Here is a 22,878-nt window from a genome sequence, read left to right on the forward strand (position 1 = left end):
TCAGCCTACTCGTATTGCATGGCGTCCGGGATGCGCGTCTGAATCGCACGCCACGCCGGGAGCAGTCCCGCGAGCGTCGCGAGCGTAATTGATGCGCTCGCGATGCCCAAGGTCGCCTTCCACGGGATCAGCATGTCGAGGTTGAAGCCGGACTCGTCCACGAACATCACTTTTAGAACGTACCATTCCATCGGCAGCCCGATGAGGACGCCGAGGACCGTGCCGAACGCGCCCATCAGGAACGCTTCGGCCAGCACGGACAGCAGCACTTGGCCCGGAGTGGCACCCACCGCGAGCAGCAGCCCGAGTTCGCGCTTGCGTTGGAGCACCGAGATGAGCAGCGCGGTAACCACGCCCAGCGCCGCCACGACGCCCACCAGAAGCTGCTGCATGTACGCCAGGACGTACACACGGTTCAGCAGCTCGGAGAGGAACTTGCGGAGCGAGAACCGGTCGGTCACGAACAGCCCCTTGTCCGCGGCGTACCGATCCAGGGCGGGCTCCGCGCCCCCGGTCTCACCGGGCTTCACGAACACGTGACAGATGTCGATCAGGTTGTCCCCGAACAGCTTCGCGTACCGGGCGCGGTCGAGGAAAATGGTGCCGCGGCTCCACGAGTAGTCCCGTACCGCCCCGACGATGACGAGCGGCACCGGCCCCCGCGGACCGGGGACAAGAACGGTGTCGCCCACCTTGACCTTGTGCCGCTCCACGAAGTTGTGGCTCACCAGCACCTTGTTCGCGCCGCTGTGGTCGGGGTGGGTGTCGTCCAGTTCGGGGAACACCTCCAGGTCCGACGCCAGTTCCGGGGCGCGGTGCCGCATCGTGCCCGCGTAGGTCTTCACGTCGAGCGCCACGAGGTACACGACGGTCCCGTTGTACTCGGGCCGGTAGTACCGGATGCTCATCACGTCCTCGACCCCGGGCAGCCCTTTCAGGTCGCGGGCGACGTTCGCCGACATCGGGCTGTTCGAGCTGTTCGCGGAGGTCATGTTCCCGTTGAACACGAAGTGGTCCGCCTGAACCACCTGCTCGATCCACGACAGAATCGGCTCCTCGTTGCTGCGGCCCACGCCGGCGGTCTGGAACATCAGCGCGACCCCGGCCCCCAGCGCGCCGATCACCACGCCCGTGCGGCCCGGCGCCCGCGACAGGTTGTCAAACGCGAGCCGCAGGGTGAACGGGGCCGTCGCGCGCACGACCGGCCGCGCCAGCCGCACCATCACCGCGACCAGAATCGGCGACGCCAGCAGCAGCCCGACCAGAACGAGGGTGAGCCCACCGACCGACCCCACGCGAGAGGGGAGGTTGAACCGGAGGAGAATCATGGCCGCCCCGGTCACGATCAGCGCGAGGCACGCGGAGCGGTGGAGCACGTTCCAGATGCCCTTTGCGCGCCCCGCGGAGCGGCGGACGACGTGCGCCGGGTCGTCGCCGGCGGCCTGAAGGGCCGGCACCAGTGCGGCGAACACGGCGGTCCCGGTCCCGACCGCCACGGCCGCAACCGCGGTCGTCCACGAGAGGTGCGTGAGCCGCACCTCGGGGTTCAGGAACATCGACTCCAGTTCGCTGCGGAACTGCCGGACGGTGAGTTCCGCGAGGAGCATACCGAGCGGCACCCCGAGCACCGCGCCGACGAACCCCAGGGCCGCGGACGCGGCCGAGAACAGCACCACGATTTGCGTGCGCGTGGCCCCGATGGAGCGGAGGACGCCGATGTCCGCCCGGCGCTCCGCGACGGTGACCGACATCGCGTTGTACACGAGGAACAGCCCGATAATCATCGCCCCCAGCGAGCACATCAGCACGCCCACCTGAATCCCGGTGACGATCTCCTGCGTGCTGCGGCGCTGGGCGTCGGGGGTGCGGACCTCCGCGCGGCGGCCGACCACCTGCGACGCGGCGGCGAGGACCGTTTCCGGGTCCGCGCCCGGCTCCAAAAAGAGGTCGATGCGGTTCACCTTCGGGGGGTACGGCGATTCCGCCGCGCCCGCGCCCGCGCCGCCGCCGACCGCGGCGTAGGGCGGCGCGGGGCGCACCACGCCGAGCGCCTGGCCGACGCTCATGCCGATGAAGCTCTTGCCCATTGGGGCGAGCGGGGAGTCCGCTTCGAAGTCCACGACGCCGATCGGCAGGCACACGGCGTCGCGGTTGGCGTGGCGCACCACGAACGGCGGCGCCGGCTGGCCCGCGGCGAGCGCGGCCTGGCACCGCCCGTTCCAGTCCTCGTAGATCGACCGGCTGACCATCGCCAGTCGCGCCGGGATGCGGTCCCACAAATCGCCGGCCTTGGTGAGGTCGCCGTCCTTTACCGCGGCGAGCACCGGCAGGAGCTGCCACTTCGGGATGTCGCCGACCGGGGTCACCTTCACCTTGAGGGAGTTGTTGTCGGTGAGGAGTTGGGACGACACTTCCGCGCCCACCAGAACCGCGACCCGCCCGTCGAGGTCGGGGAGCGAGACCCGTTCGACCACCAGCGGCTGAACGGACTTCACCCCCGGCACCTTGGCCGCGCGGAGTTCGTCCGCGAGCGCGCGGGCGACGCCGGCCTCGCCGTTGGTGACGTACAGCTCGGCGCTGCCGGCGGGCGTGGTGGTGCCCTGGGCCGCGATCTCGAAGCACTGGTTGAGGATGCGCGCGGACACGAGCGTGGCGACGCCCAGGGCGATGCTCGAAATGATGAGCACGGCCCGGTCCCACCGCTGGAACAGGTAGCGCACGGCCAGCAGACGGTACACCGACATGCGGCGGCCCTTGAATGGATGTCACGGGCACCGGCGCGCGGCGGCCCAGTGTGGACCAGTGTTGCTGTCTTCACAGGCGCCGGCCGCACGGCCGGCGGGCCGGGTCACTTACGGACGGTCTCGTCCGACTCGAGCAGCCCGTCCCGGATGCGCACGAGGCGGGTGCCGTAAGACGCCCCGTTGGGGTCGTGGGTGACCATGATGACCGCCCGCTTGCCCGGCTCCGGGAGCTTCGAGAGCAGCGTCAGAATTTCGCGGCTCGCGGCGGTGTCGAGGTTACCGGTGGGTTCGTCGCACAGCACCGCTTCGGGGTCGGCCACGAGCGCGCGAGCCACGGCGACGCGCTGCATCTCTCCGCCGGACATCTCGTCGGGGAAGTGCTCGGCCCGGTGCGCGAGCAGCACGCGCTCCAGGCACTCGGCCGCACGGTGGAGCGCCTGCCGGCGGTTCGTTCCGGCGAGCAGCAGGGGTAGCGCGACGTTCTCGGCGGCGGTGAGCGTGGGCAGCAGGTTGAACGCCTGGAACACGAACCCGATGCGGTCGCGGCGCAGGAGCGACCGCTGCCGGTCGGACATGGTTTGCAGGTCCTGCCCGTGGAACACGGCCCGGCCGCCGGAGGGCGTGTCGAGCGCGCCCATGAGGTGCATGAGGGTCGATTTGCCGGACCCGGACGGTCCCATGATGGTCACGAACTCGCCGCTGTTGACGCGGAGCGTGACCCCGCGGACGGCGTTCACCGTGCGCCGCCCCTGCGTGTAGGTCTTCACGGCGTCGAGAAGTTCGATCATTTCGGCTCGTGTGACTGAGGTGTTTCGCCTGCCGCGTCCGCTTCCCACCGGTCGATCATGGCCCAGGCTTCGTCGCGCAGGCCTTCCCAAGCTTCAAACTCGGCGCGTTCTTCGGGCGTAAAAACGTGCCGGGTGACGACGAACTCGACCTCAGTTCCGTCCGGCAACGGCCACGGCGCCTCGAATACGATGACGCCGTTGCGGACAACGCCTTTCAGGACCGGCGCTTTGTCCGACATACCGTTCCTCCGCCGAACAGTCAGTCCAAGAATCTGGTGGTAACCCCACCCCACACCGTAAGGCTGCACCAGATCGCAAACAATCCGAGGTCCGCCGCCGAGTGGGCCGGTCGGTTGTTCTGCCGCAACACCCACGCCACAGTTCCGCTAGACAGAAGGAACAGCGTGGCGCAGAACAGTGAAGTTACCGCGACGAAGGTCAGCAACTCTGCTCGCCCGGGTCCGGTCTCTTTGACTCCCCAAAGCAGATGAGCCGGAATCCCGGCCGCGCAGATGACCGCGGCGAGAATCGCTTCGCGAATAATCGATTCGCGCACCATTGGCAAGGCAATGCTCCGCGGGCTGAAGGCAGTACCCGCAACTCAGTTCGTGAGTTTCCGGTATTTGATCCGGGTCGGCAGTTCGGCGGCAGCGCCGAGCCGGGCCTTGCGCTGCTCCTCGTACACCTGGAAGTTCCCGTCGCACCAGACCACCTTGCTGTCGCCCTCGAACGCCAGGATGTGGGTCGCGATGCGGTCCAGGAACCAGCGGTCGTGCGAGATCACCACCGCGCACCCGCCGAAGTTCAGGAGCGCCTCCTCCAGCGCGCGGAGCGTGTCCACGTCGAGGTCGTTGGTCGGCTCGTCTAATAACAGCAGGTTGCCGTTGCTGCGCAACAGCTTCGCGAGGTGAATCCGGTTCCGCTCGCCGCCCGAGCAGTTGCCCACCAGCTTCTGCTGGTCCGGCCCCTTGAAGTTGAACCGGGCGCAGTACCCGCGGGACGCGACCCGCTGCTTGCCCAGCATGATGTAGTCGGTGCCGCCGGTGATCTCCTCGAAGATCGTATTGGTCGCCACCAGCGCGTCGCGGTTCTGGTCCACGTAGGCCGTCTTCACCGTCGTGCCGACGGTCAGCTTGCCGCCGTCCGGCTGCTCCTGGCCGACGATCATCTTGAACAGCGTGGTCTTACCGGCGCCGTTCGGGCCGATCACGCCCACGATGCCGCCCTTCGGAAGGTCGAACGTGAGGTCGTCGTACAGGAGCACGTCGCCGAAGCCCTTCTTCAGCCCCTCGGCGCGCACGACGAGGTCGCCGAGCGGCGGGCCGCTCGGGATCTGGATCAGCAGCTCCTTGTCGTCCTCCTCGATGATCGAGTCCTGCAGCTTGTCAATGGCCGCGAGGCGGGCCTTGCTCTTGCTCATGCGCGCCTTGGGCGAGCTGCGCGCCCACTCCAGCTCGCGCTCGAGCTGCTTCTTCTTGGCAGACTCCTGCTTCTCCTCGACCGCCATCCGCTTCTGCTTCATCTCCATCCAGCCCGAGTAGTTGCCCGAGAACGGGTACCCGCGGCCGGCGTGCAGTTCCAGAATCCACTTGGCGACGTTGTCCAGGAAGTACCGGTCGTGGGTGACTGCCACGACGGCCCCGGGGAACGCCGCGAGGTGGTGCTCAAGCCACTCCACGCTCTCGGCGTCGAGGTGGTTGGTCGGCTCGTCCAGGATCAGCAGGTCGTTCTGCTGGAGCAGCGTCTTACAGAGCGCGACGCGGCGGCGCTCGCCGCCCGAGAGGCGCTCGACCGCCGCGTCGGGCGGGGGGAGCCGCATGGCGTCCATCGCCATCTCGAGGGTGCGGTCCAGTTCGTAGGCGTTGGTCGCGTCGATCCGGGCCTGCAGCCGCTCCATTTCGTTGGAGAGCTTCTCGAACTTCTTCTCGTCCGCGGTCCCCATCTCGTCGCCGATCTCTTCCTGGCGGCGCAGCAGGGCGCGGATCGGCGCGACGGCCTCTTCGACGTTCTCGATGACCGTCTTGCCGGGCGTGAGGTGCGGCTCCTGCGGGACGTAGCCGATGGTCGCGCCCTGGTGCGGCCACGCCTCGCCCATGAACTCCTTGTCCACGCCGGCCATGATGCGGAGCAGCGTGGTCTTGCCGGACCCGTTGGACCCGATCACCCCGATCTTGGCGCCGGGGTAGAAGTTCAGGTTGATGTCCTTGAGGATTTCCCGCTTCCCGTAATGCTTGGTCAGGTTGCGGATGTTGTAGATGTAATGGTCGCTCATGCAGTCCTCGCGCGGTTCCGGCCCGTTTGGGTGGTGGAATCTTATCAGGCGGGCGCGATATGGGGTAACGCGAGTTCGCGTCACTCGGGCGGCCCGCCCGTCGGTTCCGTCAATTCTTTGGCGTCAAACAGACGAACGCGGGGAAAACGAAATGCTCTGGAGCCGCAGCGACGCGGCGTCGGTGAGGTTGACGCTGGGCATCCCGGCGGCAACGGGCGCGGCGTCCGACGCCACAAGCGCCAAGCCTCCGAGAAACCCCGCTCGCGTTCGGCGCATCGAATCGCTCGTAATGAAAGGGCCGGGCCACCGAATCGACGCGAGCCGCGGCACCGCGTTTCACACCTACCCGCTGGCGTCTGTCGTGACCGTCACTTCTTGAGCAGCGCGTTGCTCTCGGTCGTCGGGCACCAGTGCTGCTCGATGAACGCGATGATGAGTTGGGTACCCCGGTCGTGGTCCACGAACGGCTTCATCTTCGGGTTGTACATCGCGTCCGTCAGGTCGCGCACCAGAACCGTTCGCACGTCCCACTTCACCAGTTGCTTGATGGCAAACGTGCGGTTCAGCACGCACATGTTGGTGTGAACGCCGAGCACAAGGACGGTGTCGAGGCCCTTCTCTTTGAGAACGTTGTACACCTCGGCGCCGCTGTCGGTGATGTAGTCCTTCGCCTCGTGGATGGTGATGGCGGCGTGCTGCCGGCTCCAGGCCTTGAACGACTTCGCGGGCCTCTCGTCGTCGCACCCGCCGTCGGAGTCGTCCACCGGCAGCGGCGGGTTCGGCAGCTCCTTCGCCTTCGGCGGGGTAGCCTTCTTGGCCTCCAGGGCGCGCGTGCGCGCCGGGTGGTCCTTGTAAAAGCTCATCGTGTCCGACGGGCAGTGAATGATCGTCATCCCCCGATCGCGGTACGCCTTCAGGACCGGTTCGGTTCGCTTGGCGAGTTCGCCGCACCGTTTCGAGGCGCTTTTACACCAGTGGTCGTCCCACATGTCGCAGACCACGACCGCGCACTTCTTCGGATCGACCTCGTAAGTCGTGAACACCGGTGCCACCCGCGAGGCACCTCCTTGCTTCTCCTTGGCACCCGGGTCGGGCCGTGTTGTGATTCCGCCGGTAAGCATTCGGACCGGAAGTTTCAGCACCTCCGGCTCGGCCGCGGGCGCACCCGCAACGGTCAAGACAAGAGCGGCGAGGACGGGAACGGCCAAGCGGCGGGTCATTGCGGTACTCCGTCGGGTGTTCGCCCCGATGATACCCGGCTCGTGGGCGGAGAAAAACGAAAAGGCCCCCGGCACACGCCGAGGGGCTTGGGGACTTCAAACGCGGGTCACTTGCAACCGCACAGCTTGCCCTTGAACAGCCCGCCCTTGGCCGGAGCCGCGCTGCCGCAGCCGACGGTCATGGCCGGGGCGCACGGGGTTTCGCACGGCGAAGCGCACGGGGCCGGAGCCGGGGCCGGGACGAAGGTGCTGACCGCGACCTTCACCACCTTCTCCGTCGGAACGCACTTCTTCACGTCGCGGGTGCCGGTCTTCTCGACCTGCTTGTAGGTGGTGACGTCCACTTCCTTGGTCACGTCCACCCAGTGGCACACCTTGCGGGTACCGGTCTTCTCGACCGGCACGCACTTGGTCACGTTCACTTCCTTGGCCACGTCGACCCAGTGGCACACCTTGCGGGTACCGGTCTTCTCAACCGGCACGCACTTGGTCACGTTCACTTCCTTGGCCACGTCGACCCAGTGGCACACCTTGCGGGTACCGGTCTTCTCGACCGGCACGCACTTCTTGACGTCCACTTCCTTCTCGGTCCAGACGGTCTCGTAGGTGGTGACCGGCTTCTTTTCCTTCTTCTCGACCTTGGTGTACGTGGTCACGTCCACCTCGACCTCGCGGGTCACCGGCTGGCGCTGCATGACCGTCTTGGTGACCACCTGCGGGCACGGAGCGTCGCACGGGGCCGGGCACGGCGGGGCGCAGTCGCTCTTCTTCTTGCCGCACAGGCGGCCGAAGAGCCCGACCTTGCCGGTGTCGCACGGGGCGGGGGTCGGGACCGGGGCGGCGCAGGTCACGGTGACCGGCACGCACACCCACTCGCACACCGTCTTCTTTTGCTTCGTCACGACCGGCGTGTAGCTGTAGCTCGTGTACTCGACATCCTTGGTCACGGCCTTGCACTCGGCGACCTTCACCTTTTCCTTGCTCGTCACCCACTCGTTGGCGGTGTACTTGAAGCTCTCGTCCTTCCAGGCCGCTTCCTTAACCGTCACCTTCTCCTTGCTGGTGACCAGCTCGTTGACGGTGTACTTGAAGCTCTCGTCCTTCCAGGCCGCTTCCTTAACCGTCACCTTCTCCTTGCTGGTGACCAACTCGTTGACGGTGTACTTGAAGCTCTCGTCCTTCCAGGCCGCTTCCTTAACCGTCACCTTCTCCTTCTTGGTGACCGGCTCGTTAACCCAGTACTTGTACTCTTCCTTAACGGTGACCCACTCGTTGACCGTCACCTTCTGGTCAACGTAGTTGGTGACGTAGCTGCCGCAGCCGGCGCCGCAGCCGGCGGTCGGGGCCGGGGCGCACGGGGCCTCGCAGTCGCTCTTCTTCTTGCGACCGCCGAAGCCCTGAGCTTCTCCGGCCACGAACAGCACCGCGGCCCCCAGCAGGGCGACACCCAACAAACGCCTTTTCATTGCGAAGCCTCCACTAACGGGATGGGGAGTGGGGCGACCGCTACGTCCCTGCTGCGACCCTGCCCGGTGAATCGTCGGCGCGAACCAGAGGCAATCAGATTGCCCAAACTACCCAATCCGGCCCGACGACAAACAACGTACTGGCGATCCAAATGGTAGGCAACGAAATCTGCACACTCTGGGTGATTTTTTCGGGGTGTGATGGTGGCGTCGTAGCGATTGATTGCTCCGAACGCTGGAACCACACCGCGCCTACCGGTAGGATTGGCTCCGGAATCGCGCGCGTCGCGATTTAGCCAACTTTCACTGGAGCCCGCATATGCAATCTCGATGCCTCTCCCGCCCGGCCGCGCTGGTTGCGCTGGTCGCGGCGGTTGCCCTGGCTTCCGCCGCCCCCCGGTCCGCTCGCGCCGCGGACGACGAATGGGTCCAACTGTTCAACGGCAAGGACCTCACCGGCTGGAAGATCCCGAACCCGCCGACCGGGCAGTTCAAGGGCGTGAAGGAAGTGAAGAACGACGCCGGGAAGGTGACCGCCTTCGTCGGCATCCAGAAGGACGGTAAGGAAGTGACCCTGTGGCAGGTGAAGGACGGTATGATCGTCGGCGGCGGCCCGGCGAGCCACATCTTCACCGAGATCGAGGCCGACAACTTCCACTACAAAGTGGAGGCGAAGATCAACGACAAGGGCAACAGCGGTCAGTACTTCCGCACGAAGTTCGAGGGCGGGTTCCCGGCCGGCTACGAGGCGCAGATCAACGCCACCCACACCGACCAGATCCGCACCGGGAGCCTGTACCCGGACGGGCGCACCAAGCTCGGCATGTTCCGGAAGGACATCTGCGTGATGAAGGACGCGCCGCACAAGGCCGACGAGTTCTTCACCCAAGAGGTGATCGCCGAGGGGAACCACATCCAGATCATCGTGAACGGCAAGAAGACGGTGGACTTCAAGGACCCGAACGAGACCTACAAGAAGGGCCACTTCGCGCTCCAGGGGCACGACCCGGGCAGCGTGATGACCTTCAAGAAGGTCGAATACAAGCCGATCAAAAAGTGATGTGAGTCACGAAAGCACACGCGCCCGGGGTAAACCCGGGCGCGTGCTGTTTAGCGCCCGGGCAGTGCGAACGTGAGCGCGGCGGCGGCCCAACCGCTCGCGGCGATCGAGATGAACTGATCCTTCTCGTGCGGGAAGCCGCTCTCGTAATACGGCTGGAACGGCTTGCTCCGGGACTTCACGAACCACGTCCCGTCCGCCCGCTGCGTTTTCAACAGGTAGGCGATCCCTGCACGATACGCGGGCGCGTCCACCTTCAGTTCGCCGCCAATGTGCAGGGCTACCAGCGCCAGCCCCGTCGCGTAAGCGTCCCCGCGCCCGCCGTCGAGTTGTGCCCAGCTACCGTCCGGGCGCTGCCCGCGGAGCAGTTCCCACGCGGCGGTTGCCAGTTCCTTCCGGTCGGCCCCGGTCTCTTTCAGCCCCAGCAGCCGGAACGCCCGGTCCTCGGTGTCCTTCGCGTCCGCTTTTGCGAGCCACCCCCGGGCACTCGCGGTGCGCGCCTTGACCTTCTCCGCGTCAAGTTTCGCGGCCGGCCCCCACACCCGCAGCGCCCGCATAGCGAAATAGGTCGTTGTGAAATCGCTCGCCTCTGTGGGCGGCCGGTTCGAGGTGGTGCGCCAGTGGTCGCGCTCGGCCTGGGTGTTCAGGAGATAGCCCGCGACGGCGGCGGTGTCCTCGTCCGGTTTGTGACCGGCCAGTTCGAGGGTGAACAGGGCGTAGCCCGCGGTGGCCGCCGCGCCGCCGGTGCCGGTGCCGTTCTTGAACCGCGTGCGGTTCGTTTCGAGGAACCCGAGCACGTGCGTGGCCTGAGAGGTGAACAGCGACGCGGGCAACTCAAACCCGCGCCCTTTCGCGGTCGCGAATGCGAACATCGGCGGAGCCTGGTTGTGACACGCGAAGCACGTTTTCTGCTCGGCGTGACCAACGGCTCCGAGGCGCAGCGGCCCTAGAGCCGCGGTCACCGCGTCGCGAAGGGCTTTCGTGCCCGGCCCGGACGGCACCGGCGCGGGAACCGCCAGAGCGGCGGCGAGAAGGGCGGAGAACATTTGGGGTACTCCGGAAGGTGCCGTTCGTTATACTCGATCCAGCGACACCCTCTCCACCTGAGCCGGCCATGTCGAAGCAGCCCACGTTCGCCTGTCAGTTCGAATTCACCCCGGACAACCGCGCGGTCGTGATTGCGCTACTGGGGAAGTTGGACCCGGAGGCGGTTGAAGAGTTGCACCCGCAGGTTCAGGAAGTGTACCGCGCCGGGGTGCGGCGATTCGTGTTCGATCTGACCCACCTCGAGTACGCCGGGAGTCTCGGCCTCCGGCTCCTGGTGGGGCTGGCGAATCAGGTGCGGGGCGAAGGCGCGATTGCGGTGTACCGCCCGACCGAGGCCGTACTCTCGATGCTGACAATGACCAAGCTCACCCAACTGCTGCCGGTTTATCTCACGCGGGAAGAGGCGCTGGCGGCCGTCTGAAGGTGAACGTGCCGCGGGATCTCGGTAACGGGTGCGAGCGTGCGTACATACCGGCATTCGTCGCGCGTGCAGTCCGTCGCCTACGGGCCGGACGGGACGCTGTTCGCGCTGACCGGCGGTGAACTATGGGCGTACCCGGCCGGCGGTACCGGCCGCGTGCTTGTCGCCCGTGAGACCGCGGAGGATCGGTTCGACGGCTGGCTCGATGTTTCGCCCGACGGTCACTGGCTCGCGGTCACCGGTTTTGAAGCCCCAACTCTTTTTAAGGTCGGCTCGTTCGCACCGCCGGACGCGCCGAATGCCGAGAGCCGTTGCCTGCTCCGCGGCTGGAACGAATACCGCTTCCCCGACCGCGTCTTTTATTCTCGGATGTGCTTCACAGGCGATTCGACCTTCTGGTTCGGCCGGACGGAGCGCCGCGTCACCCGTTACGATTTCCGCTACTGGCGCTTGCCTGACCTCACGGAGTTCGAGTACAGCGGCTTCTCGGATACCGATTGTCAGCACGTGACCACCGTTCCTGGAACGAGCCAAATCGTGATTGATTGCTGGTCACGCGAGCGCGGCGGGGTTACTTACTGGAGTGGCGACCTCGCGCAGCCGGAAGCGAAGGTAACGAAACCGGTGGGTACGACAGAACATTGTAACGGGTTCCTGATCGCCTCCGACGGCCGCTACTACGTCTCGGACCACCAGCGCGTGCTGATCTACTCGGTCGGGCAGAACGGCTTCCACCTCGATTTGACGGTGGAGCTGCCGCACTGCGAGTCCACGCCCAAACTCTCGCTTTGCGCAGACGCCCGACGGTTCATCGCTCACTGTTTCGAGAGTAAATTGGTGTGTGCCATCGAGAGCGGCACCGGGCAGATGCGCGGACCGTGGGACTGGGGAGTTGGGAAGGTGAACGACGCGGCTATCGCACCAGATGGCCTAACCGCGACCGTCGGCGGCTCGTCGAAGAAGCTCGCCGTCTGGGATTTGGATGACTGATATCAAGTCCGATTGAAAGGCGCTGGTGACGGTGAGCGTTACCTGCCGGCGTTGATCGGTGGGGCAGCATTTTTGACGGGATCGACAGGATGAACAGGATTTGAAAGGCAGAAGCCACTTTCTGCTGCCTTTCAAATCCTGTTCATCTTGTCAAAAGCTATCTCCTCAAACTCACTTCCCGACCTGTTCCTTCGCGGCCTTCACGACGGCTTCGACCGTGAACCCGAAGTGCTTGAGCAGGTCCTTCAGCGGGGCCGACGCGCCGAACGACTGCATCGCGATGATGGCGCCCGTGGTCCCCGCGTACCGCTCCCACCCGAACGCCGCGCCCATCTCCACACACACGCGGGCCTTCACGTCCGGCGGGATGATGCTGTCGCGGTAGGACTTGTCCTGCTTCTCGAACAGCTCCCAGCTCGGCAGGCTCACCACGCGGGCCTTGATGCCCTCGGCCGCGAGCTTGTCCGACGCGTCCAGCGCCAGCGACAGCTCGCTGCCGGTGGCGATGAGGACCACGTCCGGGCTCGGCACGTTGTTGACCGCGTACCCGCCCTTCGCCAGCCCGGACGCGGCGTTGTACTTCGAGCGGTCCAGCGTCGGCAGCGCCTGCCGGGTCATCGCCAGCACGACCGGGTGGTGCTTCTCCTGCACCGCCACCTTGTACGCCTCGGCCACCTCGTTCGCGTCGCCCGGGCGGATGACGATCAGGTTCGGCATCGCCCGCAGCGACATCAGTTGTTCGATGGGCTGGTGCGTCGGGCCGTCCTCGCCGACCCCGATCGAGTCGTGGGTGAACACGTACAGCACCGGCAGGCCCATGATCGCGGCCAGGCGGATCGGCGGGCGGCCGTAGTCCGAGAAGATGAGGAAGCCCGAGCCGTAGCTGCGGAGCTTCGACAGCGCCATGCCGTTCATGATGGCGCCCATGCCGTGCTCGCGGACCCCGAAGTGGACGTTGCGGCCGGCCCAGTTCTTGGGCGAGAACACGCCCTTGTCCTTCAGGAACGTCTTGGTGGACGGGTTCAGGTCCGCGGACCCGCCCACGATCCACGGGACGGTCTTCGCGAGCGCGTTCAGCACCGTGCCGGAGCTTTCGCGGGTGGCGAGGCCCTTCGGGTCGGCCGGGAACACCGGGATGTCCTTGTCCCAGCCCGCGGGCAGGTCGCGCTTCTCCATCGCGGCCAGTTCCGCGGCCTCGGTCGGGTACTTCGCGGTGTACTCTTCGAACAGCTTCTGCCACGCGGCCCGGGCGGCGGCGCCGCGGGCGCCGATGCCGCTCTTGAACAGGTCGTAGACCCCGTCCGGGACCAGGAACGACGAGTCCTCCGGCCAGCCGTACGCCTTCTTCGTGAGCTTGATCTCGTCAGCGCCGAGCGGCTCGCCGTGGGCGCCGTGCGTGTCGGCCTTGTTCGGCGACCCGTACCCGATCACCGTCTTTAGCACGATCAGCGTCGGGCGGTCGGCGGTCTTGGACGCCGCGATCGCGTTCGCCATGCCCTCCAGGTCGTTGCCGTCGGTGACGCGCTGGATGCTCCAGCCGTAGGCCTCGAACCGCTTCGCCACGTCCTCCGAGAACGCGAGGTGCGTGTGCCCGTCGATGGTGATGCCGTTGTCGTCGTAGATCAGCGTGAGGTTGTTGAGCTTCAGGTGCCCGGCGAGCGACGCGGCCTCGCTCGCCACGCCCTCCATCATGCACCCGTCGCCGCAGATCGCGTACACGCGGTGGTCGAACAGGGCCTCGAACCCCGGGCGCCCGTAGTACCCGGCCCGCCACTTCTGCGCGATCGCCATGCCGACCGCGTTGCCCACCCCGGTGCCCAGCGGGCCGGTCGTGGTCTCGACGCCGGCGGTGTACTCGTTCTCGGGGTGCCCCGGGGTCTTGCTGTTGAGCTGGCGGAACTGCTGCAACTGCTCGATCGGCAGCGACGGCTCGTCGTGCACCTTGCCGTCGTGGTCGACGTTCTTGATCTGCGCCAGATGGATCAGGGAGTAGATCAGCATCGACGCGTGGCCGTTCGACAGCACGAACCGGTCGCGGTTCGGCCACATCGGGTCGGTGGGGTCGTAGTTGAGGAACTTGTTCCACAGCGTGTACGCGACCGGCGCCAGGCCCATCGGCGCGCCCGGGTGCCCGGAGTTGGCCTTCTGCACCGCGTCCATGGCGAGCGTACGAATGGTGTTGATCGCGGTGGTGTCGAGCGCGGTGAAGGTGCTCATCTCGTCGGCCTCATCAGAGTGAGTGTGGGGAGCGCTGTAGAGGATATGACCCCGCGCATCGGTTGAAAACAGAAATACTTACTGCAAAAGATGAACAACCTGATAGTTCCGCCCGCACCAAAAGCGGACAAGAAAATCCTTTATCTCACAGTGGAGTAAACTGAGTTGGCTCAAGCGCGGGTCGATCTGCCAAACACAGCCCCGCGTAACCGAACGGCCACGGGTCCGACCGCAGCCCAGTCCGCGCCGCCGGGAATGACGAGTGTTCGCGTTCGATCTTTCGTTGTGTACCAGTCGATTTCGAGACGACGAGTGCGAATCCCCCGGTGGTCCTCGTGTTCGGCAGTCCGAACATCCACAACGGCCTCGAACGGGAGCCGAAACGTGTGTTTGAGAAGCCGGCCCGAGCGCCACCGCAGCTCTCGCTTTTCGACATCCACGTCCAGCCGCGCCCTCCAGCGTTGCACCCAAGCACACCCGAACGCGGCGAACACAAACATCAATGAGGACACCAACAAAACTTGGACGGCCTCACTAGTAGTCGGGAATGGTCCTGAGACTGCCGCCAGGAGTGGGCCGCCAAAAAGCAGAGCAAGCACAAAAAGCGAACTACTGGGCACGGGAAACGGGCCTGCCGCAAGAACGATTTGCCAGCCGAACTTGGTGAAACGAATCGTGTGCTTGACGTAATCATCCGGCGGCGACTCGCGCATGGCTTGTTTGATGCCCCAGGGGCACAAGTTTAGCGCAATCAACGACAATAATCCAAAGACGTGCGCCCCTTGAAGCCCTGGAAGCAGCACAGCATCGGCCGGGTCCGCCGGATTGTAGGACACCGACACCCGGGCGCCGATCGGGAAGCGAGCCGTTAACTCACGCTCGCGCGGCGGCATAATGAACGCGGCATCGTACCAACAGCAATCCGAAGCGCGCTGAATTCCGTCGACTTCGTACTCGTAGACGATCACCGGCCTCGTGGTCTTCCCTGACGGTACTCGGTGGTGCCCCACTACTACACCAGGGGTCGTGGGAAACGAGGCCGATCGGATCTGGTGAACCCAAGCAGAAGCAACCCACCCGTCGAATGCAAGTATGCACGGAACAAGAACAGCAAGCGCTTGCCTGCGTTCTCGCTGGTTCTGCTGCTGTTGCTTGGCTTCTAATTCGGTCGGCATCGGGTTGCACATTTGGGCGGGCGACAGTTCCGGCAGCATAGCACGCCCAGCCTCATCAGTTTTCCAGAATCGTGTGGCGTCGTCACGCGAGCCGCGGGCGCCCGTCGGCGGTAAACCCGATCGCCACCGGTGGAGCCCCGCGCTTAGGCGGCCAGGCGCGGACCAATTTACCGGTCGCGACCTCCCACATCTTCACGGAGCCGTCCGCGCCGCCGGACAGCGCCTTCGCGCCGTCGGGCGAAAACGCGACGCAAACGACCCAGCCCGTGTGGCCCGCCAGTCGGCGCAGTTCCTTGCCGGTCCGTGCGTCAAACAGCCGAAGCTTCCCGTCGTACTTCGACCCGCCGAGGACACGGGTGCCGTCCGGCGACGCCGCGACCACGCCGTTGGTTTGTTCGCGGAACCGATCCGCGACCGACGGCTCCGGTACGTCCACGACCTCGTCCGCAAACGGCAACTCCTGATCCCGTAGCGTCTCGTGGAGCGCGTCCAGTCGGGCGGCGACACCCGCGAGCGCGGTCGCGGCGTTCTCCTGCGTGCGGCTGATCACTTCGAGTTGCGAGAACGCGAAGCCCTGGAACAGCCGCGGGTCCTCCTCGACCGCGCGGCGGAAGTAGTACCGCACCGTGACCGCCAGCAGCGGGTCGGCGTTGGCGTCACCGACCGGGCGCAGCGTCAGCAGTGCGGCCAACGTGCCGAACCCGCGGGCGCGCAGCTCGACGGCGATTTCGTCGGCCAGCGCCCACTGCTCGCGGACAACCGCGGCCGGGTCGCTGAAGTGCGCGAGGTCGCCGAGCCGGTTCGCGAGCGCCGCCGGGTCGGCCGCACCGTCCAGCACCCCCAACACCCGAGCGGACCGCAATTCGGCCAGGCACCGCAGCGCGAAATCGGCGTCGGCACCGAGCTCACCGTTCAATTGGGCGTTCAGAACGAACAACCGGATCTGCTCACGCAGCGCCTTGTCGTCCGCCCGGTCCGCCAGCGTGACCACGGATTCACCGCTGAGTGCGCCTTCAATCGCAGCCCCGGCCCGGTCGGACGCGTGCGCGAGCGCTTCGGTTGTGCGGAGGCTGCGGTCGGTGAACCGCTCGGCAATGGCCCGGCAGACGCTTGCGGCCCCTCACTGAGCGCGGCGGTGTCGACGGCCCGGCATACCGCGGCGGCCAGCGGGCCGAGGGCCATCAGTGACACGCGCGAAACCAGGTTCATCGGATCGGCCCTCGCGACACGCGCAACCCCACCGGTTCTTCTCGTCACTGCCGTGAGCGTGAACGCACGAAGCCCCTTCCGGGCTCATGCCATAGCGGCTCGCGTCGGTTGCGCGCGTAGGGCGCGTACCGTGTGTAGGGCCGCGAAAGGCTGAAAAACACGTACAAACCGCGTTACAAGAGGGGTTGAGGGGAGAAAATGCCAGATATTTCAGGTGATTTCGCGTTGTCGTGTTGACAACCCGCTGCGAAAACCCTTAGTTTTCAAGCAGATTCCTGTTTTACCCCTCTCTAAATGGAGGACGTGCTATGGCAAAGGCAGCCAAGTCGGCGGCCAAGTCCGCCGCAGCCAAGCCGGCGGCGAAGGCGGCGAAGAAAGCCGTGAGCAAGAAGGCGCTGACCAAGTCGCAACTGGTGGCGCACCTGTCCGAGAAGACCGAGCTGAGCAAAAAGCAGGTAGAGGGCGTGCTCGACGCGATCGTCGATGCCGTGACCGCTCAACTCGGGCCGAACGGTCCGGGCAAGTTCGTGTTCCCGGGGCTGGCTCGCATGTCGTTGTCCCAGGTCGCGGCCCGGGCGGGCGGGCAGAAGAAGATCAACCCGCTCAACGGCAAGGAGTACACCACCGAAGCACGCCCGGCGTACAACAAGGTCAACATCCGCCCGATCAAGGCGATCAAGGCCGCCCTCGCGTGAGCGGGCGGTTCACGCGCGGCCGGGGCGGAACCCGCGGGTTCCGCCCCGGCCGCGTTTCGTGGCACGTCAGCGCGACTCAACACCTCTCAACAACGCGACCGCGCTCGCGCCGAGCGCCCCGAGGTTGTACCCGCCCTCCTGAACGATCACCGCCGGCAGTCCCAAGCCACGAACCGCGGCCCCCATTTCGCCGAAGAAGTCGGTCGGCAATTTGAGCCCGCCGATCGGGTCCGCCTCGTGCGCGTCCGCGCCGAACGCGAACACCAGGAACGCCGGGCGGAACCGCGCGACCGCGTCGAGCGCGTGTGCGAGGGCCGGCCGGTACCCGTCCGGATCGGTGCCCGGCGGCAGCGGAACGTTCATGTTCGCGCCGAGGCCGGGGCCGGTGCCCGTTTCGTCGGCGAACCCGCTGAAGAACGGGTACAGCCCCGCCGGGTCGCCGTGGACCGACACGGTGAGCACGTCGGCGCGGTCGTAGAAGATGTGCTGGGTCCCGTTTCCGTGGTGAACGTCGAGGTCAAGCACCGCCACTTTGCCCAGGCGCGAGAGGTGCTGGGCCGCGACCGCCGCGTTGTTGAAGTAGCAGTACCCGCCGCAGCGGTCGTGTTCGGCGTGGTGCCCCGGCGGGCGGCTCAGAACGTACACGCTCTTTTCGGTTCCCGCAGCGACCAGTTCAGCCGCCCGGAACGCGGCGCTGGCGCCGCCGAGGGCCGCGCCGAAGGTCCCGGGCAGAATCGGGGTGTAGACGTCGAAACAGTACGCGCCGCGGAGGGCGTGCGCGCCGCGGGCGCGGGGGTTCGGCCCGAACGGGAAAACGGTGGGCCAGAACGAGTTCAACCCGCCGCCGTTCGCGCGCTTCGCCTCGGCACTCGCGCCACGCAGGTACGCGACGTACGCGGGGTGGTGGACCGCCGCAACGCACTCTTCGTTCGGCGCGGCGTTCTCGAAGGTGAAGCCACCGGCCGCCTCAAGTGCGCCACGAATCGCACCGAATCGCCCCGGCGCCTCGTGGCACGGGACCACCGCCCCGGCCTCGAACTCACCGGGCGCCGCGTGGTCCGCGTGGCGCGAGTTCAGGATCACTCTCATGGCTCGTCCCGCGCGGCGCTTATAATGTTCCCTGGTGGAAGGATACAGGGGAACAAGATGCCGCGCATTCTGATCGCCGACGACAACCCGTCCAACGCGGACCTGCTCGACGCGCACCTGGACGGCTCCGGGTTCGAGACGAAATTGGTCCACAACGGGGCCGACGCGCTGGCCGCGGCGCGGGAGTGGAACCCGGACCTGATCCTGCTCGACGTGATGATGCCGAAAATGAGCGGGTTCGAGGTGTGCCGGCGCCTCCGCGCGGACCCGGCCACGGCGGGCGTTGCGGTGCTGATGGTTACCGCGCTGGACCAGCCCAACGATGTCGAGACGGCGGTGGACGCGGGTACCGACGACTTCATCACGAAGCCGATCAACAAGACCGAGCTGCTGCTTCGGGTGCGGGCCATGCTCGACAGCCGCGCCGAGCCGACCCAGATCGGTCGCGCGCTGGCGTACCTCGGGCGGGTCCAACAGGGGCTTTAGGCGGCGAGCGGGGGGCGTGAGCCCCCGAGTTCAACCGACGCGTCTCCGCACACCGAAGTTCGGCCGATGCGTCTCCGCACACCGACGGAAGCTCGGGGGGCTCACGCCCCCCGCTCGCCTTTTTGGGGGAATCATGTCCGCGAAAGTGATCTTGAAGGCCAAGCGTGCGCAGCCGTTCTTCGGGCGACACCCGTGGGTGTTCGCCGGGGCGATCGAGCGCGTCGAGGGCGAGCCCGCCGACGGCGCCGAGGTCGATCTGGTGTCGCACGGCGGCAACTTCGTCGCCCGCGGGCTGTTCAACTCGCAGTCGAAGATCCACGTGCGGCTGTACTCGTGGGAGGAGAACGTTCCGCTCGACGAGACGTTCTTCCGCAACCGCCTCGCGACGGCCCTACGCCTGCGGCACGATGTACTGAAGCTGAACGGGCCGGACGCGGGCTACCGCGTCTGCTTCAGCGAGTCGGACTACCTCTCGGGCATGGTGGTGGACCGCTACGGCGACTGGCTCACCGTGCAGTTCACGGCCCTCGGGATCGCGAGCCGCCGCGAGCTGATCGTGTCCGCGCTCCGCGAGCTGCTGAACCCGAAGGGCATCTACCTGCGCACCGAGAAGGGCGTCGGGAAGCTCGAAGGGGTCGAACTGCACGACCAGTTGCTCTGGGGCGAGCCGCCCCCGCCCGACCTCAGCATCGCCGAGAACGGGATGCGGTTCCTGGTGAACCTCGCCGAGGGGCAGAAGACCGGCTACTACCTCGACCAGCGCGACAACCGCGCCGCGGTCGCGCGCCTGGCGACCGGGAAGCGGTTCCTGGACGCGTTCTGTTACTCGGGCGGGTTCGGGCTGTACGCGGCCCGCGCCGGCGCCGCCGAGGTGCTGTGCCTCGACGGCTCCGAGCCCGCGCTGGAGCTGGGCCGCCGGAACGCGGCGCTCAACGGCCTCGACAACGTGGCGTTCGAGCGCGTGAACGTGTTCAACCACCTCGGCACGCTCGCCACGTCGGGCCGGAAGTTCGACGTGGTGGTGCTGGACCCGCCGAAGTTCGCCCGGAACCGGGGGGCGATTCCGGAGGCGCTCAAGGGCTACCGACGGCTGCACCAGCTCGCGCTGAAGCTGCTCGCGCCCGATGGCGTGCTGGTGTCGTGCTGCTGCACCGGCCTGATCACCATGCTGGACCTCGAAGAGGTGCTCGCGCAGGTCGCCGTCGAGGCGAAGCGGGACGTGCAGATCGTCGAGCGCCGCGGCCCCGCCCCGGACCACCCGGTCGCGGTGACGTGCCGCGAGTCCGGCTACCTCAAGTGCCTCGTCAGTCGTGTGCTGTGAATGAGGGCAGAAGAGGATTGGCCACAAAGGGAAGCAGCAGCCAAGAAGAAGAGGATTGGCCGCAAAAAAGCACAAAGGGCACAAAAGGAAACCAAAGCAGATAGAGAAGAGTTTTGAACTTGCCCTTTCGTCTTCGTACTCGGTTTTCTTTTGTGCCCTTTGTGCTTTTTTGCGGCCAATCCTCTTCTGCCTTCCTCCCTTGTGGCCAATCCTCTTCTGCTACTTGTTCCGCTGGCGGAACACCTCGGCCATGAGGTTGTCGATCGGGCAGAACTGGTCGGTCAGGACGACGCCCGGTTCGCGGTCGGTGTACGGCTTGAGCCGGTCGGCCGGGACCACCGTGGTGAACACCCGAAGCCGGCGCAGGTACTCGGCGCGCTCCGCCAGCATCGCCCGGGCGGTGTAGGGAACTGGTCCGCCGCCCGGCAGTTCAACAAACCCCATATCGAAACCAAGTGCGCCACCGATCTTCCGCAACCGCACGTCCGACGGGAGCTGCGCGGCAACCACGTTGCTGAGGGCGGTGAAGTTGAACGGCTTGTCGGAGGCGTAGATCACCAGCACCCGCCGGCTCTTATCCCACGCGTCGAGCGACTCGCCCGGGGCGGGGCCTTCCGCGGTGAGCAGCACCACGTTCTCGGGCGGGAACGACTGGCACAGGGTCGCCATCGCGGCCTTCCACAGCTTCCCGTACCCGACCGAGTCGATGATGGTGAGCAGGTACACGCCGTCCTTCTTCAGCGCCGCTTTAACCGCGTCGTTGTACTCCTTGGTCATCAGGTGCGCGGGCACCGACAGGTCGTTCACCGCGTCCTGGATGACGAGATCGTAGGTGCCGGCCGGCACCCGCTCCGCCACGAACTGCCGGCCGTCCATGTGGATCGCCCGCATGTTCGGGTAGTGTTGCAGCCCGAGGTGCTCGCGCGCGACCTCCGTGACCTTCGGGTCGATCTCCACCACGTCGATCTTCGATTCGGGCATGAGCTCTTGCGCGTACCGCGGGAACGTGTACCCGCCGCCGCCGATCACCAGCGCCTTCGGCTCCGGCGTGGCGGTCCGGGCCACGCGCAGGAACTCCATCTGGATGTGCTCGTGTTCGTAGTACAGGTACGACGGGTCGAACAGCTTCACGCTGGAGTGGATCAGGTGGTCCAGGGTGAGCTTCCGGATCGGCTCGTCGCCTTCCACCTCGGTCACCTTGATCGTGTAGTAGTTCGACTCGACCCGCGCCACCAGCCCCTCTTCGTTGGCGCTGCGGATGCCCAGGATGAACCCGCCGACCACGCCCCCGAGCACGATGCTGAACAGGTACAGGAGCGAGTTGTTCTCCCACACCCGCGCGACGATCATGCTGGTAGCGATCAGGATCAGGCCGGCGAGGAGCAGCGTGTTCCGCATCCCGAGCGTGGACAGCAGGACGTAGCCGGTCGCGAACGTCCCGACGATGGCCCCGGCGGTGCTCCACGCGTACACGCGCCCGGCGACCCGGCCCGCGTGCGCGACATCGGGGACCGCGAGCCGGATCACCTGCGGCGACACCAGCCCCAACAGGAACATGGGCAGGAAGAACAGGCTGAAGGTCCACGCGAGCACCTGAGTGATCGCGTCCAGGTCCGTGTACATCTCGGTGCGCGAGAGGACCGCGTAGACGAGCAGCGCGAGGACCACCGACCCCGCGGCACCGCACAGGGTCCAGCCGAGCGCGAGGCGCGGGTTCAGCCCCCGCGCGGGCCGGTTCACCCCGTCGGCGAGTTGCCCGCCGGTGAAGTTCCCCAACGCGGTGCCGGCGAGCATGACGCCAATAACACCGGTCCAGGTGAACAGCGAAACCCCCAGTTGTTGCGCCAGCATCCGCGTGGCGGTGAGTTCGAGCGTCATCCCGCAGAAGCTCGCGAGGAACACGACGAGGTACGCCTGGGCGATGCTCGGGAACGCGTGCGGGTTGATCCGCGGCGCACCCGCCACCGACGAATCGGATTCCCCCTTCTCTCCCTCCGGGGCGGCCGACGCAGCGCGCCCCATCGCCAGTGCCACGCCGGCGAGGGCGAACAGCCCCCCGGCCGCCGCCAGCACCAGCGCGTTGATCGTGAGTACCGGGATCAGGTAGAACCCGGTGACGTAGTTCCCGATGAGGCACCCGAGCGTGCTGAGCGCGAAGATGACGCCCGCGACGCGACCGGTGTGCCCCACGTCCGGCAGCCCGAGCTTGATCGCGAGCGGCGTGAGCAGGCTCAGCACGAATCCCGCGGGCAGGCACAGGGCCGCGGCCAGGATCAGGATGCGCGGCCCCAGCGGGAGCGACTTGTGCAGCCCTGTTGAGCCGAGCAGTTGCGGGAACAGCATCATCCACAGGGCCGTCAGCCCGCCGACGGCGAGCAGCACCGCGAGCGTCTTCGGGGCGGGGTAGCGGTCGGCCAGTTTCCCGCCGAAGGCGTTCCCCAGCGCGATCCCGGCGAGGAACACGCCGATGACCGCGGTCCACGTTTCGAGGCTGGAGCCGATGTACGGGCTCAACAACCGCCCCGCCACCAGTTGCAGCACGAGGAGGGCCGCGTTCGCGAAGAAAATGACGGCCCCGACCCCGACGAGCCGGCCCACGGGAAGGGGGGTCGAGGTGCCGGCCGGTGCGGGTGCGATACTCATAAGGTGTTAATCGAAAGTCCGGTGGTACGGGGGCA

General features: G+C 66.5%; 19 protein-coding genes. 6 read left to right on the plus strand and 13 right to left on the minus strand.

Annotated features, from left to right (window positions below; translation table 11 throughout):
* Positions 1 to 5: 5 nt before the first annotated feature.
* From R5W23_RS25945 to R5W23_RS25975, 7 genes are all read right to left on the minus strand, one after another.
* Positions 6 to 2,744: an ABC transporter permease gene (locus R5W23_RS25945; RefSeq protein ID WP_320688869.1), complete on the minus strand. Its 2,739-nt coding sequence runs from the start codon at positions 2,742 to 2,744 to the stop codon at positions 6 to 8.
* Positions 2,745 to 2,848: 104 nt separating this feature from the next.
* Positions 2,849 to 3,532, minus strand: coding sequence for an ABC transporter ATP-binding protein (locus R5W23_RS25950; RefSeq protein WP_320688870.1), 684 nt, complete (start codon positions 3,530 to 3,532; stop codon positions 2,849 to 2,851).
* Positions 3,529 to 3,771, minus strand: a complete 243-nt coding sequence (locus R5W23_RS25955) for a hypothetical protein (RefSeq protein ID WP_320688871.1) — start codon at positions 3,769 to 3,771, stop codon at positions 3,529 to 3,531. Before R5W23_RS25955 ends, R5W23_RS25950 begins: the two co-directional genes overlap by 4 nt.
* A gap of 20 nt (positions 3,772 to 3,791) precedes the next feature.
* The gene (locus R5W23_RS25960; protein ID WP_320688872.1) at positions 3,792 to 4,097 is read right to left on the minus strand and encodes a hypothetical protein; all 306 of its coding nucleotides are present in this window, start codon (positions 4,095 to 4,097) and stop codon (positions 3,792 to 3,794) included.
* A gap of 36 nt (positions 4,098 to 4,133) precedes the next feature.
* Positions 4,134 to 5,804 carry an energy-dependent translational throttle protein EttA gene (ettA, locus tag R5W23_RS25965; RefSeq protein ID WP_261189943.1) on the minus strand — a complete coding sequence of 557 codons (1,671 nt, stop codon included), beginning with the start codon at positions 5,802 to 5,804 and terminating at the stop codon, positions 4,134 to 4,136.
* A 368-nt stretch (positions 5,805 to 6,172) separates the two neighbouring features.
* The gene (locus tag R5W23_RS25970; RefSeq protein ID WP_320688873.1) at positions 6,173 to 7,024 is read right to left on the minus strand and encodes an isochorismatase family protein; all 852 of its coding nucleotides are present in this window, start codon (positions 7,022 to 7,024) and stop codon (positions 6,173 to 6,175) included.
* Between the two features lie 107 nt (positions 7,025 to 7,131).
* Positions 7,132 to 8,490 carry a hypothetical protein gene (locus R5W23_RS25975; protein WP_320688874.1) on the minus strand — a complete coding sequence of 453 codons (1,359 nt, stop codon included), beginning with the start codon at positions 8,488 to 8,490 and terminating at the stop codon, positions 7,132 to 7,134.
* Between the two features lie 319 nt (positions 8,491 to 8,809).
* Here R5W23_RS25975 and R5W23_RS25980 point away from each other — a divergent pair, with 319 nt between their 5' ends.
* The gene (locus tag R5W23_RS25980; RefSeq protein ID WP_320688875.1) at positions 8,810 to 9,550 is read left to right on the plus strand and encodes a 3-keto-disaccharide hydrolase; all 741 of its coding nucleotides are present in this window, start codon (positions 8,810 to 8,812) and stop codon (positions 9,548 to 9,550) included.
* Between the two features lie 50 nt (positions 9,551 to 9,600).
* Here the strand turns inward: R5W23_RS25980 and R5W23_RS25985 are convergent, their stop codons facing one another.
* Complete coding sequence (locus R5W23_RS25985) at positions 9,601 to 10,596, minus strand: prenyltransferase/squalene oxidase repeat-containing protein (RefSeq protein WP_320688876.1); 996 nt, start codon at positions 10,594 to 10,596, stop codon at positions 9,601 to 9,603.
* A 68-nt stretch (positions 10,597 to 10,664) separates the two neighbouring features.
* On the opposite strand from R5W23_RS25985, the gene R5W23_RS25990 reads away from it, so the two are divergent.
* Entirely contained in the window at positions 10,665 to 11,018 is a 354-nt protein-coding gene (locus tag R5W23_RS25990) for an STAS domain-containing protein (protein ID WP_320688877.1), read from the plus strand.
* A gap of 39 nt (positions 11,019 to 11,057) precedes the next feature.
* Entirely contained in the window at positions 11,058 to 12,008 is a 951-nt protein-coding gene (locus R5W23_RS25995; protein WP_261189951.1) for a hypothetical protein, read from the plus strand.
* A 171-nt stretch (positions 12,009 to 12,179) separates the two neighbouring features.
* Here R5W23_RS25995 and tkt read toward each other — a convergent pair whose 3' ends face one another.
* The 3 genes from tkt to R5W23_RS26010 form a co-directional block, all read right to left on the minus strand.
* On the minus strand, positions 12,180 to 14,225 hold the full coding sequence (gene tkt / locus R5W23_RS26000; RefSeq protein WP_320688878.1) for a transketolase: 2,046 nt from the start codon (positions 14,223 to 14,225) through the stop codon (positions 12,180 to 12,182).
* Positions 14,226 to 14,395: 170 nt separating this feature from the next.
* Positions 14,396 to 15,439, minus strand: a complete 1,044-nt coding sequence (locus R5W23_RS26005) for a DUF3592 domain-containing protein (RefSeq protein ID WP_320688879.1) — start codon at positions 15,437 to 15,439, stop codon at positions 14,396 to 14,398.
* Positions 15,440 to 15,482: 43 nt separating this feature from the next.
* Positions 15,483 to 16,391: a WD40 repeat domain-containing protein gene (locus R5W23_RS26010; RefSeq protein WP_320688880.1), complete on the minus strand. Its 909-nt coding sequence runs from the start codon at positions 16,389 to 16,391 to the stop codon at positions 15,483 to 15,485.
* 526 nt (positions 16,392 to 16,917) lie between these two features.
* Here R5W23_RS26010 and R5W23_RS26015 point away from each other — a divergent pair.
* Complete coding sequence (locus R5W23_RS26015; protein ID WP_320688881.1) at positions 16,918 to 17,304, plus strand: HU family DNA-binding protein; 387 nt, start codon at positions 16,918 to 16,920, stop codon at positions 17,302 to 17,304.
* Between the two features lie 66 nt (positions 17,305 to 17,370).
* On the opposite strand, the gene R5W23_RS26020 is transcribed toward R5W23_RS26015, so the two are convergent.
* Complete coding sequence (locus R5W23_RS26020) at positions 17,371 to 18,393, minus strand: histone deacetylase family protein (RefSeq protein ID WP_320688882.1); 1,023 nt, start codon at positions 18,391 to 18,393, stop codon at positions 17,371 to 17,373.
* A gap of 57 nt (positions 18,394 to 18,450) precedes the next feature.
* On the opposite strand from R5W23_RS26020, the gene R5W23_RS26025 reads away from it, so the two are divergent.
* Positions 18,451 to 18,879, plus strand: a complete 429-nt coding sequence (locus R5W23_RS26025; protein WP_261190665.1) for a response regulator transcription factor — start codon at positions 18,451 to 18,453, stop codon at positions 18,877 to 18,879.
* 133 nt (positions 18,880 to 19,012) lie between these two features.
* A complete protein-coding gene (locus R5W23_RS26030) occupies positions 19,013 to 20,200 on the plus strand; it encodes a class I SAM-dependent rRNA methyltransferase (protein ID WP_320688883.1) in 1,188 nt (395 codons plus the stop codon).
* A gap of 219 nt (positions 20,201 to 20,419) precedes the next feature.
* Here the strand turns inward: R5W23_RS26030 and R5W23_RS26035 are convergent, their stop codons facing one another.
* Positions 20,420 to 22,843, minus strand: a complete 2,424-nt coding sequence (locus R5W23_RS26035) for a fused MFS/spermidine synthase (RefSeq protein WP_320688884.1) — start codon at positions 22,841 to 22,843, stop codon at positions 20,420 to 20,422.
* Positions 22,844 to 22,878 lie beyond the last annotated feature (35 nt).

Source organism: Gemmata algarum (genome assembly GCF_034097035.1).
GTDB classification, from domain to species: Bacteria; Planctomycetota; Planctomycetia; order Gemmatales; family Gemmataceae; genus Gemmata; species Gemmata algarum.